This is a genomic window from Gemmatimonadota bacterium, assembly GCA_021295815.1.
Classification (GTDB): Bacteria; Gemmatimonadota; Gemmatimonadetes; order Longimicrobiales; family Gaopeijiaceae; genus JAGWBQ01.
The window spans coordinates 55,743-70,661 of the sequence record JAGWBQ010000004.1 but is presented as its reverse complement, the minus strand read 5'-3'; the positions used below and the strand labels follow the sequence as shown (position 1 = coordinate 70,661).

General features: G+C 66.6%; 15 protein-coding genes. 5 read left to right on the top strand and 10 right to left on the bottom strand.

Annotated elements, in window-relative coordinates; translation table 11 throughout:
* Position 1: 1 nt before the first annotated feature.
* The 5 genes from J4G12_02410 (at position 2) to mnmA (ending at position 5,676) form a co-directional block, all read left to right on the top strand.
* Positions 2 to 1,240: an ABC transporter permease gene (locus J4G12_02410; protein ID MCE2454657.1), complete on the top strand. Its 1,239-nt coding sequence runs from the start codon at positions 2 to 4 to the stop codon at positions 1,238 to 1,240.
* Entirely contained in the window at positions 1,233 to 2,519 is a 1,287-nt protein-coding gene (locus J4G12_02405; GenBank protein ID MCE2454656.1) for an ABC transporter permease, read from the top strand. Before J4G12_02410 ends, J4G12_02405 begins: the two co-directional genes overlap by 8 nt.
* Complete coding sequence (bshB1, locus tag J4G12_02400) at positions 2,516 to 3,247, top strand: bacillithiol biosynthesis deacetylase BshB1 (protein MCE2454655.1); 732 nt, start codon at positions 2,516 to 2,518, stop codon at positions 3,245 to 3,247. The genes J4G12_02405 and bshB1 overlap by 4 nt, the downstream gene beginning before the upstream one ends.
* Before the next feature lie 111 nt (positions 3,248 to 3,358).
* A complete protein-coding gene (locus tag J4G12_02395; protein MCE2454654.1) occupies positions 3,359 to 4,507 on the top strand; it encodes a cysteine desulfurase in 1,149 nt (382 codons plus the stop codon).
* A gap of 11 nt (positions 4,508 to 4,518) precedes the next feature.
* The gene (gene mnmA, locus J4G12_02390) at positions 4,519 to 5,676 is read left to right on the top strand and encodes a tRNA 2-thiouridine(34) synthase MnmA (GenBank protein MCE2454653.1); all 1,158 of its coding nucleotides are present in this window, start codon (positions 4,519 to 4,521) and stop codon (positions 5,674 to 5,676) included.
* Here mnmA and dnaJ read toward each other — a convergent pair.
* The 10 genes from dnaJ to J4G12_02340 form a co-directional block, all read right to left on the bottom strand.
* Entirely contained in the window at positions 5,580 to 6,710 is a 1,131-nt protein-coding gene (gene dnaJ / locus J4G12_02385; protein ID MCE2454652.1) for a molecular chaperone DnaJ, read from the bottom strand. The two genes, mnmA and dnaJ, sit on opposite strands and share 97 nt — an antisense overlap.
* Positions 6,710 to 7,309, bottom strand: a complete 600-nt coding sequence (locus J4G12_02380; protein MCE2454651.1) for a nucleotide exchange factor GrpE — start codon at positions 7,307 to 7,309, stop codon at positions 6,710 to 6,712. The genes dnaJ and J4G12_02380 overlap by 1 nt, the downstream gene beginning before the upstream one ends.
* Before the next feature lie 4 nt (positions 7,310 to 7,313).
* Positions 7,314 to 7,793 carry a CinA family protein gene (locus J4G12_02375; GenBank protein ID MCE2454650.1) on the bottom strand — a complete coding sequence of 160 codons (480 nt, stop codon included), beginning with the start codon at positions 7,791 to 7,793 and terminating at the stop codon, positions 7,314 to 7,316.
* A complete protein-coding gene (gene pgsA, locus J4G12_02370; protein ID MCE2454649.1) occupies positions 7,790 to 8,422 on the bottom strand; it encodes a CDP-diacylglycerol--glycerol-3-phosphate 3-phosphatidyltransferase in 633 nt (210 codons plus the stop codon). The genes J4G12_02375 and pgsA overlap by 4 nt, the downstream gene beginning before the upstream one ends.
* Positions 8,419 to 9,027, bottom strand: coding sequence for a recombination mediator RecR (gene recR, locus J4G12_02365; GenBank protein ID MCE2454648.1), 609 nt, complete (start codon positions 9,025 to 9,027; stop codon positions 8,419 to 8,421). The genes pgsA and recR overlap by 4 nt, the downstream gene beginning before the upstream one ends.
* A 59-nt stretch (positions 9,028 to 9,086) precedes the next feature.
* Complete coding sequence (locus J4G12_02360; protein ID MCE2454647.1) at positions 9,087 to 9,416, bottom strand: YbaB/EbfC family nucleoid-associated protein; 330 nt, start codon at positions 9,414 to 9,416, stop codon at positions 9,087 to 9,089.
* 3 nt (positions 9,417 to 9,419) lie between these two features.
* Positions 9,420 to 11,066 (bottom strand): DNA polymerase III subunit gamma/tau, encoded by a 1,647-nt coding sequence (dnaX, locus tag J4G12_02355; protein MCE2454646.1) that lies wholly within the window; start codon positions 11,064 to 11,066, stop codon positions 9,420 to 9,422.
* 156 nt (positions 11,067 to 11,222) lie between these two features.
* Positions 11,223 to 11,579: a YraN family protein gene (locus J4G12_02350; GenBank protein ID MCE2454645.1), complete on the bottom strand. Its 357-nt coding sequence runs from the start codon at positions 11,577 to 11,579 to the stop codon at positions 11,223 to 11,225.
* Between the two features lie 113 nt (positions 11,580 to 11,692).
* Positions 11,693 to 12,718, bottom strand: a complete 1,026-nt coding sequence (gene aroF / locus J4G12_02345; protein MCE2454644.1) for a 3-deoxy-7-phosphoheptulonate synthase — start codon at positions 12,716 to 12,718, stop codon at positions 11,693 to 11,695.
* 68 nt (positions 12,719 to 12,786) lie between these two features.
* On the bottom strand, positions 12,787 to 14,727 hold the full coding sequence (locus tag J4G12_02340) for an AAA family ATPase (protein ID MCE2454643.1): 1,941 nt from the start codon (positions 14,725 to 14,727) through the stop codon (positions 12,787 to 12,789).
* Positions 14,728 to 14,919: the final 192 nt, after the last annotated feature.

Below are 14,919 nucleotides of genomic sequence, written 5' to 3'. Positions count from 1 at the left end.
CGTGAACGTATGGGAAGGCGTTCGCCTCGCCATGCAGCAGATACGAACCCAGAAGATGAAGAGCGTCTTCTCGCTTCTCGGCGTCATCCTCGGCATCACCTTCCTGATCACGGTGGTAACCGCCATCGAGGGGATCGACCGTTACATGCGCGAGGAGGTCACCTCCCAAATCTTCGGCATCAACACGCTCACCGTTCGCCGCTTCCCGGACGACCTCAGCAGCGACGAGTCCGTGGTCCGCCGTCGGCAGCGCTTCCCCAGACTCAGAACCCGGGAGGCCGACGCCATCCGAGAGGAACTCGCCGTTTCCGCTTTGGTGGCCATCGAGAGCGACGCCTCGTCGGAAGTGGTGGCCGACAACGGACGCACCGCCAGCAACGTACGCCTGGTGGGCTCCTCGCCCGAGGCCTTCGCCATCCGGAGTCTCGACGTGGCGAGAGGCAGGGTGTTCGGCGATCAGGAGGCTCAGCGCGGGCTCCCGGTAGCGGTCGTTGGCAAGGAAACCGCCGAGGTTCTCTATCCTCAGGAAGAGGCGGTCGGACGGCGGATTCGGCTCAGGGGCACTCCGTACAGAATCATCGGAGTCCTCGAGGAGCGCGGCTCGCTCTTCGGCCAGTCGTTGGACAACTTCGTCTACGTACCTGCCACCTCGCCCCTCCAACGCTGGCTCAATCCGCTCGGGGTCGTCGACGAGATCATCGTTCAGCCCTTGGATCCCAACGATGTTGCGCTGACCCAGTCCGAAGTCGAGGGCATCATGCGGGTTCAGCGCCGGCTCCGCCCGTTCGAGGAGAGCAATTTCGCGGTCGAGACCTCCGAGGACGCCATCAGCTTCTGGAACGACATCTCGCGTGTGCTCTTCACCGCCCTGCCCGGCCTGGTCAGCATCTCGCTCGTGGTCGGCGGGATAGTGATCATGAACATCATGCTCGTCTCGGTCATGGAACGGACACGCGAGATCGGCGTGCGCAAGGCTCTCGGCGCCCGCAGACGCGACATTCTGACGCAGGTGCTCATCGAGTCGGTCACCCTGACCACGGTAGGCGCCGGGCTCGGCGTCGCCATGGGAATCGGGATCGCCATGCTGGCTGCCGCTCTATCGCCGCTGCCCGCCGCCATCTCGCCCCTCTGGGTGACCATCGGCGTAGTGCTTGGCATCGCGGTCGGGATCGCCTCCGGGGTTTACCCCGCCGCCCGGGCCGCGAGAATGAACCCCGTGGACGCACTCCGCTATGAATAGGAAACCGACGACTCTCGGGCGCCGGATCACCGGGCTCTGGGAAGGCCTCGTCATAGCGTTCTGGACAATGCGCGACAACCTGGTGCGCACCGGCCTTACGATCCTGGGCGTCGCAGTCGGCGTGTCCGTGGTCGTTGCGATAGCGGCGCTGGTGGTCGGGATCCGGACCTCGGTGGTCAGCGCCGTCGAGTCTGCGGGCCCCGACAACTTCTCCGTCGTACGCTTCGACTTCACCGCCGTGCGCATCTCGGACGAGGGCAACAACAGGCCGCCCTGGTGGAACAAGCCGCAGATCACCCCGGAAGAGGCTCGTCGAATCCGGACTCTCCCGGCCGTCCAGGAAGCCCTCTACACGATGGATTTTGGAGTCGGCTCGATGGAGGCTTTGGGCAATCGAGTGCGGGAGGCCCAGGGCAGCGCCGTCTCCTCAGGCTGGAGCGCCTACTCGCCCGGCGACTTCATCGCCGGCAGAGATTTCACCGAGTCCGAAGTAAGCGCCAGCCGCGCCGTCGTCGTCATCTCGGAAGATCTGGCGACCGAGCTCTTCGGAGAGCGCGACCCGATCGGACAGCGCGTGCGGGTCTCCACGTGGCGCACACCGCAGGTGCCCTTCACGGTCGTCGGAGTCTATCGCATGGCCTCCAACATTTTTTCCGACGCCTTCGGCGAGTTCGCCGTCTTCCCGTGGAGCACCGTGCGCAAGCGGCTGCGCGAGTCGTTCTGGCAAGCCCGCATCGACGTGGTGCCCGCCGACTCGGTCACGAAGGCGGAGGCCGAAGACCAAGTGATCACCGAGCTGCGCCAGACGCGCAGGCTGCATCCCGCCGACGAAAACAACTTCGCGCTCCTTTCCAGCCAGCAGATCCTCGACCTCTTCAACCAGATCACCGGCATCCTCTTCCTCGTGATGCTCGGGCTCACCTCGGTAGGCCTGCTCGTCGGCGGAGTCGGCGTGATCGGCATCATGCTCATCAGCGTGACCGAGCGCACGAAGGAGATCGGTGTGCGCAAGGCGCTCGGCGCCACCCGGGGCGAAGTGCTCTGGCAATTCCTCACCGAAGCGTCCGCGCTGACTGTGGCCGGTGCGGCGGTCGGCATTCTCGCCGGTTGGGGCATAGCGGAGGGGGTCGCCCGCTGGACCCCGATTCCAGCCCAGCTCCAGCTCTGGTCGGTCGCGGTCGCACTGGCGATGGCCGCGCTCACCGGCATACTTTTCGGGCTGGCGCCAGCTCTCAAGGCCAGCAGACTCGATCCCGTGGAAGCGCTGCGCAGGGAGTGACCGCCGTCGGGCTCGACCTCCTGGCGGTCATGGCGCATCCGGACGATGCCGAACTGCTTTGCGGAGGCTCTTTGGCCAAGGCGGCCGCTGCCGGTCGCAGGGTGGGCGTTCTCGACCTGACCGCAGGCGAGATGGGTAGTTCGGGTACGCCGGAGATCCGGCTCGAAGAAGCCGCCCGCGCCGCTTCCGTTCTGGGCGTGAATCTGCGTCTGAACGCCGGTCTTCCCGATGCCCGCATCGTCGTGGATCCCGATTCGCTCTCGCTCCTGACGGGTCACCTTCGCAAGCTGCGTCCGCGAGTCGTGGTCACCCACTGGACAACGGGCAGGCACCCCGACCACGAACGGACCGCCGAGCTCGTCAGGCATGCTTCGTTCCTGGCCGGCCTTCGCAAGTACCGGCCCGAGCTAGGTTCCGCCTTCCGCCCGCACAAGCTAGTCCACGCCACCGCCTTTCGCGAAGACGCCGACCCTCCCGACTTCGTCGTGGACATCTCGAAACACGTCGAGGCCCGCATGGCGGCGATGGCCGCCTACCCTTCGCAGTTCGAAGGGGCGACCGGGATGGGCGAGGTCTTTCCGGGCGGAGATCGCCCGATAGCCGAACAGGTTCTGGCCAAGCTGGCGCACTACGGTTCACTGATCCGAGCGCGCTACGGCGAACCCTTCCGCGCACGGGAAGCCCTGGAAGTGCACGATCTGGCTGAGCTGCGCGTATCGAGCTTCTGATGGGCTAGCAGCCCCCGGCCAAAGCCTCCCGCAGCAGCGCGACTCCGCATCCGCCCTGGATGCCGCGCTCGGCGCTCGTGCGAGTATCGCCGCAGGCCGCTAGATTTCGTCATGCCGTCAGTCTATCTCGATAACGCCGCGACCACGCCGGTCCGCGAAGAGGTTCGGGAGGCCATGCTTCCCTACCTGTACGGAACCTTCGGCAATCCGTCGAGCCCCCATCGCTGGGGACGGGCTGCGGCCAAGGCGCTGTGGGAGGCCCGGGAGCGCGTGGCCGGGGCCATCGGCTGTTTGCCCGTCGAGGTGTACTTCACCAGCGGCGGAACTGAAGCCGACAATTTGGCGGTGGTCGGCGGGTGTCGGCAGCTCCACGAGAGCGAGGGGACTCCGCCGACAGTCGCGACGACCGTTGTCGAGCATCACGCCGTGCTCGACGCGGTGAGGCGCACCGCCGGAGAGGGCGATGCCGCCGCCCCCGCATTGGAGCTCGGTGTCACGGCCGACGGCGAGATGGAGATGGACAGGCTGACGGAGGCTCTTGAGTGCGGCCCCTGCATGGCGTCGATCATGTGGGTGAACAACGAGACCGGAATGATGCTGCCGCTTGCCGAGATCGCCGGGCGATTCGCCGAGCGGGAAGGTTGCATGCTCCACACCGACGCCGTCCAGGCCATCGGAAAGACGGACCTCTCCCTCCGGAACCTGGCCGTGGACATGGTCTCGATCACGGGTCACAAGATCTACGGCCCCAAGGGCACCGGCGCACTTGTCGTGCGAAGGGGCACCAAGGTCGCGCCCCTGCTGGTCGGCGGAGGCCAGGAGCGCGGACTCCGGCCCGGGACCGAGGACGTGGCGGGAGCCGTCGGCTTCTCTTTCGCGGTCGATCTGGCGGAGGCCGAGCGAGAGGAGCGCTGCGCTACGGTGACCGCCTTGCGCGACCGGCTCGAGCGAGAGATCGTACGGCGCTACCCGGGGGTCACCGTCAACGCCGTCGCCGCAGCTCGCGTAGGCTCGGTCACCAGTCTGCACTTCCCCGACGTCAACACCCAGTCGATCGTGTTCGGTCTCGACATGGAAGGGATCGCCTGCTCCGGAGGATCCGCCTGCTCGAGCGGATCGAGCGGCAGCCACGTTATCGACGCTCTCTATCCCGGACGAGGCGGAGCGTCGGTGCGCTTCTCCCTCGGTCGCGACACGACCGACGACGACATCTCGCTCACGCTGGAGGCCGTCGAGCGCGTGATGGCGCGGCGGTCGTGAACCGCGTGCTGATGGCCATGTCCGGCGGAGTCGACTCCTCGGTCGCGGCCGCCCTGCTCGTGGAGAAAGGCTACGAGGTGGTGGGAGCCACGATGAAGACCTTCTGCTACGAGGAGACGCCCGAGAACCCGCGCACCTGCTGCGGTCTCGACGGCATACTCGACGCGAGGCGAGTGGCCGACAGGTTGGGCGTGCCGCACTACGTCTTCGACGTGGAAGAGGACTTTACTCGTGACGTCATCGACGACTTCGTCGAGGAGTACGCCCTCGGCAGAACTCCGAATCCGTGCGTCAACTGCAACGGCACGACCAAGTTCGCCGGCCTCCTGGAACGAGGCGAGGCCCTCGGTTGCGACACGATCGCCTCCGGCCACTATGTGCGCATAGTCCACGAGGGCGGTCGCTCCCGCCTGCTCCGAGGGCTCGATCCCGCCAAGGATCAGTCCTACTACATGTGGGGCGTTCCCGCAGAGCTCCTGCCTCGACTTCTCTTCCCGGTGGGTGAGCTGACCAAGGCCGAGGTCCGCGAACGGGCTCGAGCGCTGGGGCTCGCCACCGCCGAAAAGCCGGAGTCGCAGGACATATGCTTCGTCCCTGCCGGGAGCTACCGCGACCTGCTCGCACGGAGGCTGCCGGCCAGACACCCGGCGCTCCAGCCGGGACCCGTCGTTACCCGGAACGGCGACCTCGTGGGCCGGCACGACGGCTACTCCGGCTTCACCGTCGGACAGCGGCGGGGCCTGGGGGGCGGCATGAACGAGCGCATGTTCGTGCTGGAGATCCGACCCGAGACCCGGGAGGTCGTGGTCGGCGCTCGGGATGAACTCTATGCGAAGGGGGTCGAGATCAACAGTCTCAACTGGCTCGGCCCGGAGGCCGATGCGGGGGAGCGGCTCCGCCTTCAGATTCGCTACCGAGGCGCAATCACCAGCGGGACAGTGGTCGGCCGCGACAGCACGGGATCGGTGAGCTTCGAGTTCGACGAACCGGTGCGGGCGGTCTCACCCGGACAGTCGGCGGTATTCCTTACCGCAGCGGACGAGGTTCGAGGGGGAGGAAGAATCGAGAGGGCTCAGCGCCTCATGCCGGACGCCTTGGCGAACTCCTCCATCGCCGAGAGCTCGTCCTCGGACAGGTCCTTCGGTATGGTGACTCTGACCTCGACGTAGAAGTCGCCTCGACGCTCCCCGCGCTGGACTCCCCGGCCGCGCACCCGGAACTTGGTGCCCGACTGGGTTCCCGGCGGAATCCTGATCACGACCTTTCTGCCATCGACGGTGCTGACCTTCACTGCGGAGCCGAGCGTGACCTGCGCTAGGTTGACCGCCACCTTGGCGCGGACATCGAGCCCGTCTCGGTCGAAGAAGCGGTGGGGCTTGACCTTGAAAGTCACGAGGAGGTCGCCCGCAGGCCCGTCGTTTGCGCCGGGCTCGCCTCGGCCGGGAAGTCGAACCTTGGTCCCGCTGTCAGTGCCTTCCGGCACTTCGACACGCACGTTGCGGGGCTTGCGAAGCTCCCCCCGGCCCGCGCAAGTGTCGCACGGGGATTCGGGCCTCCTCCCTCTGCCCAGACAGGCCGGACAAGGTCGCTCCACCGCGAACTTGCCTTGCCCGAAGAATACCTTGCCGACCCCTTTGCACTCCCCGCAGGTCGCCAACCCGGTTCCGGGGGCGGCGCCCGAGCCCTCGCAGTTTACGCACTTCTCCGTCATGGAGAGCGCTACCGTGACCTTGCCCCCCCGAACCGCCGTCAGAAAAGGAATATCGAGCACGTACTCGACGTTGGCGCCCTTTGTCGGTCCCGCCGTTCGGCCCGAGCTCGGCTCGTCCGCCTGGTCCTGACCGAACAGGGAGGAGAAGAGGTCGGAGATATGGCCGAAACCGCCCTGGAGATCCTCGAAGGAGTAGTCGGAGGCGTTCCCGGCGGACCTCGCCCCGGTTCCGGAACGCCCTCCCGACGCCTGACCCAGCCGGAAAGCGCTCAGTCTGCGGATGTTGTCGTACTCTCGCCGTTTCTTCGGGTCGCTGAGCACGGAGTAGGCCTCTCCGACCTCCTTGAAACGCTCCGCCGCGCGACGGTCGTTCCGATTCTTGTCGGGATGGTGCTTCTTGGCCAGCGTGCGGTAGGCCGCCTTGATCTCGTCCTGAGAGGCCTTGGCTCCGACCCCCAGAATCCGATAGTAGTCCTTCCGCGGAGCGCTCATCACTTCTTGAACACGCCTACCCTGGCGGGGCGAATCAGGATGTCGCCGAGCCTGTATCCCTTCTGGACCACCATCGCCACGCGGTCGTCGTCGTCTTCCGACTCCGTCGGCACTCGGACCACGGCCTCCATGCTCACGGGATCGAAAACCTCGCCCTCAGGCCTGATGATCTCGACCTCGGCGTCCGCGAGCGAACGAGCGAACTTCTCCGAGACGAGATCGATGCCCTTCATGATCGACTCCACGCTCGCCTGATCGAGCTCCAGGGCGGAAACCCTGTCGAGATCGTCGAGGGCGTCGAGAATGCCGCGGACCAGATCGGCTTGAGCCCTGGCCCAGGCATTGAGCCGCTCGCGCTCGCTGCGCCTACGGTAGTTCCGAAACTCGGCGTGCAGCCGGAGGTTGCGTTCCTCGAGCTCCGCCACGCTGTCGGCGAGAGCTCCGCCCTCAGGCTCACCTGCGTCGGCAGATCCGTCTTCCTCAGCGCCGGCCGGCCGGTCTTCGCCTGTCTCCGCACCTCCGGGCTCAATATCGGATCCGGCAGCGCAGCTTCCGACTTCGTTGTCTTCGCCCGGTTTCGGTTCGGTGGTCCCTGTCATTTCTTCAACCTGTTGTTTGTGGCAGCGCGCGCAGGGCGCTCGTCACCGCCGCGTCGACCGAGGCGCGCCGCACCTCATCCCTTTCTCCCCCAAAGCGGTGCACCTCCGCACCCAGCTCTTCGCCGACCGCGACGCAGATCCAGACAGTACCCACGGGCTTTTCCGAGGTCCCCCCTCCCGGTCCCGCGATCCCGGTGACCGCGATGCCCACGTCGGCGCCCGCGACCTTCCGGACCCCCACCGCCATTTCCGCAGCCGCACGTTCGGACACGGCTCCGCAGGACGCCAACGTAGCGTCCCGGACGCCGAGAAGCTCCCGTTTCAAATCGTCGGCATAGGAGATCACGCCGCCCAGAAAGACCTCCGAGCTCCCTGGAACCGCGGTCAGCTCCGCTCCGAGCATCCCGCCCGTGCAGCTCTCGGCCACCGCCAGCGAGAGACCGCGACCGCGCAGAGAATCGACGAGAGCGGCGGCACCGGTCACGGCTTCGCCCCGAGGAGCGTCCGATAGCTCCACAAATAGTGCGCCATGGAGTAGATCGTGAGTACGAGCGCCGCAGCCAGGCTGACCCCCACAATGGCCTCGCCGATACCGCGAATCTGTATCCAGAGCTGGGAACTCCAGCCCTCCTCGGTAGCGGTCAGATTGAGCGGATACCACAGCAACGCCGCTCCGCAGAAGATCGATTGGATGAGCATCTTCCACTTCCCCGTCCAGTCGGCGCTGATCACCACGCCGATTTTCGCGGAGTAGAGACGGAAGCCGGTCACCAGCCCTTCCCGGCCGAGAATGACGAGCAGCGCCCATAGAGGAAACTCGCCCCACCAGGGCAGGAGTTCGGTCGGCGGACCGCGGTGCGAGATGGCGTAGATGGGCAGCAGGGTCGCCACCATGAGCAGCTTGTCCGCCACCGGATCGAGCAGCTTGCCGAGATTCGAGACCACCTTCAGGCGCCTTGCGAGGTAGCCGTCGAGAGCGTCGGAGAGTGCAAGGGCCACGAAGGCGGCGCACGCCCAGTACCGCCACGTGGTACCGGTCGAGAGGGCGAGCACGGGCACGACCGGGGTCGCCAACATACGTCCGATGGTGATGGCGTTGGGTACCCAGTTCATGTGCTTTCTCTTCTGCCCGAGAGAGCGCGCGCGATGGTGGCGCCGTCCACATATTCCAGATCGCTCCCGACGGGAAGGCCGCTGGCGAAACGCGTGACCCGAACCCCGAGAGGACGAAGAACGCCTTCAAGGTATACGGTGGTGGCGTCGTGTGCTATGTCCGGGGCCGTGGCGATGATGACCTCGTCCACTTTCTCCTCGCTCCCCCGAACGCTCCCCCGAATCCGGTCCAGCAGCTCGTCGACGCGCAATTGTTCGGGGCCGATGCCGTCCATGGGCGAGAGCCTGCCGCCCAGCACGTGATAGTGTCCGCGATACTCGCCGGTCCGCTCGATGGCCATCACGTCGTAAGGCTTCTCGACGACGCAGATCAGACCCTCGTCGCGACGCGGATCGCGGCATACCTTGCAGACCTCCTCCTCGGTGAAATTGCCGCACCGAGGGCAGGGGCTCACCCGTTCGGCGACCTCCAAGAGGGCTGTGGCGAGCCGCTCCGGGTCCGCGCGTGTGTTGCCCAGCAGATGATGCACGAGCCGAATCGCCGTCTTCCGGCCGATGCCCGGCAGGCGGGTGAACTCGTCGGTGAGGGTGTCGATCACCGACATGCGGTCCCCTGTCCTTGTTCCTGAGTCAGAGAGTTCAGGCGTGAGAGAGTTTCGACCCTTTAGGAGAGCCCCGGGAGCCCGGGAATTCCGGGGATGCCGGGGAGTCCGCCGGTCACCTTCTTCATCTCACGTTCGTAGACCTTCAGCGCCTGGGCCTGAGCTTCGCAAACGGCCGCGAGCACGAGATCCTCGAGCATCTCCACATCTTCGGGATCGACGCAGACCGGGTCGATCGCGATGGCCTGCACCGCTCCCCGTCCGTCCACGGTCGCGGTGACCATTCCGCCCCCCGAGGACGCGGACTGAGTGCTGGTGTCGAGGTCTCTTTGCAATTGAGTCATTTTGGACTGCATCTGCTGGCCTAACTGCATCAATTGGGAGATGTTCATCAGCTATCGATCGAGTGGACGGACGAGTTCCAGATCGAGCTCTTCTACCGCCGGTCGCAGGCCTGGTTCCAGCTCGAGCACCTTGTCGAGCGTGAGTCCGGGGGACGTCCGGGAGGATGTCGGGGGAAGCCCGGTTCGTCGCTTCGGTCGCTGCTTTCCGGTTCCTCGCGATCCGACCGATTTCTCGCCCCGCGAGCCGACCGACGCAGCATCCCGTGAATCGACCGGTTCCGGATTCCGGGCGACCCGGTGGAGGTCCCGTTCCGGCTCGGTGGAGGCAGGTCTGCGGGAAGCTGCGGTTTCCGCGCGGGGACCGGCGGCCTTGGCTTGGGGGGCCGGCGAGGGGGCGACGACGTGAGGGGAGATGGGCTTCGTCGTCTCGGGAAGCCGGCTCGGCCCGTGACCGCTTCCTTGGCTCGGGGCGGTCCCGGGCGCGGGCACCCCAGCCGAGCCATCGGGCGGATTCGATGAAGACCCGCTTCGCGGTGCGCCGCCCAGCGCTGCGATCACCTCTTCGATCTCGACGGCCCGGTCGAGGTAGCTCATGCGTAGGAGGAGCATCTCGACGAGAATGCGTGGGTTGGGACTGCGTCGGAGACTGCCTCGAGTCTCGAGTTCGGCCGCAGCGGAGAGCATCCTCACGAGATCGCTCGGCTCGAACCTGGTCGCTAGACCGGCAAATCGCGTATCGGAATCGCTCCCGGCGTCGGCCCCGGAAGGCGCGAGCCGCAAACGGAGCAAGCGGCGCAACATGTCCAGGAGGCCGTAGTAAAACTCGACCACGTCGAAGCCGTCGTCGCTGAGGGATTCGACGAAAGTGAAGATCTCGGCGTGGCGTCTCTCGGCGACGATGCCGAAAAGCTCGAGGAAGCGTTCCTCGTTGACGACCCCAAGCACGCCGCGCACCACCTCCGCAGTCATCTCCCCTCGGCTGAAGGAGAGAACCTGATCGAGGAGGGAGAGACCGTCCCGCATCCCGCCGTCCGCCTTGCGCGCGATCACCGTGAGAGCGGCGTCTTCGGCCGAGAGACCTTCTTCGGCGAGCACGTCCTTCATCCGCGCGACGATGTCGATCACCGAGATCCGTCGGAAGTCGAAGCGCTGGCAGCGCGAAAGTATGGGACCGGCCGCCTGCTGGATCTTCTGCGGTTCCGTAGTTGCGAAAACGAACACGACGCCCGGCGGAGGCTCCTCCAGAATCTTGAGCAGCGCGTTCCAGGCTTCGCGGGTGAGCATGTGGGCCTCGTCCACGATGTAGACCTTGCGCCTGGACTCGCCCGAGGGAGCGTACATGGCTCGCTCGCGCAGGTCTCGCGCCGCATCCACGCCCCGGTTGGAGGCGGCGTCGATCTCCACGATGTCGACCGATGCCTGACCCGCCCAGATGCTTCGGCAGCTCTCACACTCGCCGCACGGCTCGCCTGCTGTCTCGGACGACTGATCCGTACTGCGCAGCGGGCAGTTCAAAGCCATGGCGAGCACGCGCGCAAGGGTTGTCTTGCCCACGCCCCTGGGACCGCAGAAGAGATACGCCTGAGCCGTGCGGTCGCCGCTCACGGCACGACGGAGCGTGTCCGAGACGTGCTGCTGTGCCGCGACGTCCGAAAACGAACGGGGCCGGTACTTCCTCGCTAATGCAGTTTGCGCCAAGTCGGTTCCCGCGCCGGGAGAGAAAAGTGCCTCAGGCGCTCCACGGCACCGTCGTCCACGCTTACCGCTGCTGCCTGCGGGGCCCTGACGGGGTTCACGGGCGCGCGGCCCGCGGACCTGAGGCACGCGGAAATATAGTTTCTCGCGGCGGTGCGGTCAACGCCACCCGGGTCTCCAGGCGTCTTCGATGTGCTGGCAGCGGATCGTGCTGTTCCTCGGCAGCTCGACGGAGACGACGTCGAAACGCACATCGGCGTCCCAGAGCCGGCTCTGGACCAGATAGGCCCTGGCGACGAGTTCGATGTCTCGTCGCTTCCTCCACGTGATCGACTCCATGGGGCTTCCGAAGGCGGTTCCGGAGCGGGTCTTGACCTCGATGAAGGAGACCAGCGACTCCCGCCGGGCGACGATATCCACTTCGCGCCGCCCGAAACGGTAGTTTGTGGCCAGAATCTCCCACCCGCCGTCCTCGAGGTGACGCCTGGCTATGAGCTCGCCTCCGCGTCCGAGCAGGTGGGGCGGGAGGGCTCCGTCGGAGTTGGCATGGTAAGTCACAACATCCAAGTTCACCCTTCAAACGGGGCATTTGAATGTCGTTTTGGGACATCGTGCCGTGACGGGGCCTCCTAGACGGACCCCAGCCTCCGCCCGATCGACTCGGCGATGGCCGCCATGCCCGCCATCATCGCCTCCAACTGTTCGGGGTAGATCGACTGGGCTCCGTCGGAGAGCGCACGGTTCGGCGTCTGATGCACCTCCACGATCAGGCCGTCGGCGCCGGCCGCCACCGCCGCGCGGGCCATGGGCGGAACCTTGTCCCGCAGACCGGTACCGTGCGAAGGATCGGCGATGATGGGAAGGTGCGAGAGACCTTTGACGACGGGAACGGCGGTCAGGTCGAAGACGTTCCGGGTGTAGGGGTCGAAACTGCGCACCCCTCGTTCGCACAGAATGACGTCGGAGTTGCCCTCGGCGAGGACGTACTCGGCGGCCAGCAGAAACTCCTCGATGGTCGCGGAGAGCCCCCGTTTGAGCAGAACCGGCTTTCCGCACCTCCCGGCTCTTCTGAGGACGGGATAGTTCTGCATGTTGCGAGCCCCGATCTGGACCACGTCGGCGTACTGGGCCACCAAGTTCACGCCGTCGGGGTCGACGGCCTCGGTGACCACGGGCAGCCCGGTCTCCTCCCGGGCTCGAGCAAGCATCTCGAGACCGCGTTCACCGTGTCCTTGGAAGGAATACGGCGAGGTGCGGGGTTTGAACGCTCCCCCTCGGAGCGCGTGGGCCCCGGCGGCCCGGACCATGTGGGCGATCTCCAGAATCTCGCTCTCACCCTCCACCGAGCACGGCCCCGCGATCAGAGGCACGTGAGGACCGCCGAAGGCGACCCCCGCCCCGATGTTCACGATCGTGTCGTCGGCCTTCCACTCCCGTGACACTTGCTTGTAGGGGTGCGTGACAGGGATGACCTCCAGCACGCCGGCGAGCGCGGGCAGCCCCCCGGGATCCACTCCGCGGCGATTGCCGACCACTCCGATGGCCGTTCTCTGCCCGCCCGGAATCGGACGCGCGGTGTAGCCCATCTCATCGATCGCGCGGGTCACGGCCTTGATCTGCTCCGGAAGCGCGTCACGCCTCATGACAACGAGCATCTTCGTCTCTTCTCCCTGGTTTGGCGGTGCGCCAGACGGCGAGTCCACGCTGAGCCGCGGGTGGTGCGTCAGGCTGCGGGTTTCTCCGAGCCGGATCCCCGGTCTTCGCTTAGAGGTTCGCCGTCCGACCGCATGGTGACGAGCGTGCTCGTACCGGCCTCCTCCATCGTGACGCCGTAGAGCCAGTCCGCCGAAGCGACGGTGCGCGGGTTGTGGGTGATGACTATGAACTGGGTGCGGTCCTTGAATTCGTCGAGCAGACGGAGGAAACGACCGATGTTGTGCTCGTCGAGCGTGGCGTCGACCTCGTCCATCAGGCAGAACGGAGAGGGCTTGACCAGGTAGAGCGAAAAGAGCAACGCGAGAGCCGTGAGGGCTCGCTCGCCTCCCGAGAGCAGCTCGATCCTCCTGAAGCGCTTGCCCCGCGGGCTGGCATGGATCTCGATCGGGGACTCGGGCGAGTCACCCATGCGCAGTTCGGCTTCTCCGCCGGGAAACAGCTTCTCGAAGACGCTGGCGAAGCTCTCCTGGACCGCCGTGAAGGTCTCGCCGAACCGCTTTTCCGCCGTTTGATCGATATCCCTGATCGCCTCCTGCAGGTCGGCCCGTGCCGCCGTCAGATCGTCGTGCTGCGAGTTCAGAAAGCTCAGCCGCTCCCGCGCTTCCGCGTGCTCCTCCACCGCGAGCACGTTGACGGGGCCGTGTCGCGTCAGGAGTCGACTGAGTCTGTCGCGCTCCTGGGCGAGCTCCTCGTTCGCGCCCTCCACCGTTTCGACCACTGCCAGGAGCTCGTCCGGCGAGCGTCCCCACTCGGCCCGCACGCGCTCTTCGATGAGCTTGACCGAACCCTGAAGCTCTCTGCGTTCCAGCTCCAGCCGGTGGCTGCGCTCCTTCCGGTCGCGCTCGAGGCGGCGAGCCTCGCGCAGATTTCCCTCGCTCTTGCCAAGGCGCCGCTTCAGCTCTTCCAGCTCATCGTCGGCCGCGGCGAGTTCGGCGGCGAGCCGGTCTCCGGCGTCGAAGAGCTCCTGCAGGCGGGCCCGCCCCTCCTTCATGACCTTCTCACCTTCCTGGAGCCGACGGCGGTCCGCGTCGAGCTCCCGCGCGAGGCGACGAAGCGTCGCCTCGACGCGATCGTGCTCGGTGGTGATGGCGGTAGCTCGCTCCTGGAGGCGAGCGAGCTCGCCGTCGAGGCGCGCGCCCTCGACGGTGATCCCGGTCACCCGCGTGCGCACCTTCTCCCAGGCCGTCCGGACTTCGTCCAGCCCGGCCTGTTCGACCGCGAGCTTGCGGGTAAGCTCGGCTTCCTCGGCGGTCAGAACGACCAGTCGAGAGCGTGCGCTCTCGAGCCGCTCCGAGACCTCGGAACGCTCGCTCTCCATGCGTTCGATCTGCAGGGCGATCTCCTCCGCCACGCGCCGCGCACGCTCCTTGCCGAGAGAGAGCGCCGCAACCTCGTCTTCCAGCCGCCTGAGCTTCGCTCCGGCGGTGTCGAAAGCGGCCTGGCCCTCCCTGACAGCCTCCGCCCGCGCCTCCGCCTCGAGCTTCCGCTTTCGGACGATCTCCCGCGCGTCGTCGACGCGGGTCCGTAGTTCGGCCAGTTCGGTCCCGAGACGGCGAAGCTCGCGACGCCGTTCGAGGAGACCGGCCGCGCCCGCCGGATAACCCACTCTGTAGACCCCGCCTTGAAGGGTGGCTTCGAATTCGCCCACGTGCACGACGGCCGCACCGTCCAGCAAGGTCCTCACCCAAGCCGCTCCCTGTCCGTCCGCGACGATCCGGCGAGCGAGGTCGCCGCTCCGTTTCCCTTCTCCAACCAGCTCCTCCGCGTCGAGCGGCAACAAGGTCAGACCTCCGCCGCCCTTCCATTCCCGGGCGAACCACTCCCCCAGCCGCAGAGCCGCCGCCGCGTCGCTCACCACCACCGCCCGGGCGAGCTCGCCCAGGTGGGCCTCGACGAGCTCCATGCCCTCGTCGTCACCGGTTATGAAGTCGGATAGCGGGCCGATCACGGATTCGTCTCCCAGAGAGAGGACCGCCCGCACCACCGGCTCGAAGCCCTCGCGGTCGCGTTCGAGACGGGCGAGCGCCGCGTGGCGGAGCTCGACCGTCTCGAGCCGCTCGGTGTGCGCCCGCTCGCGGCGGCGGGCATCTTCGAAGCGGGTGGTGGCCGAAACGGAAGCGGCACGAGCCGCCGCGAGAGC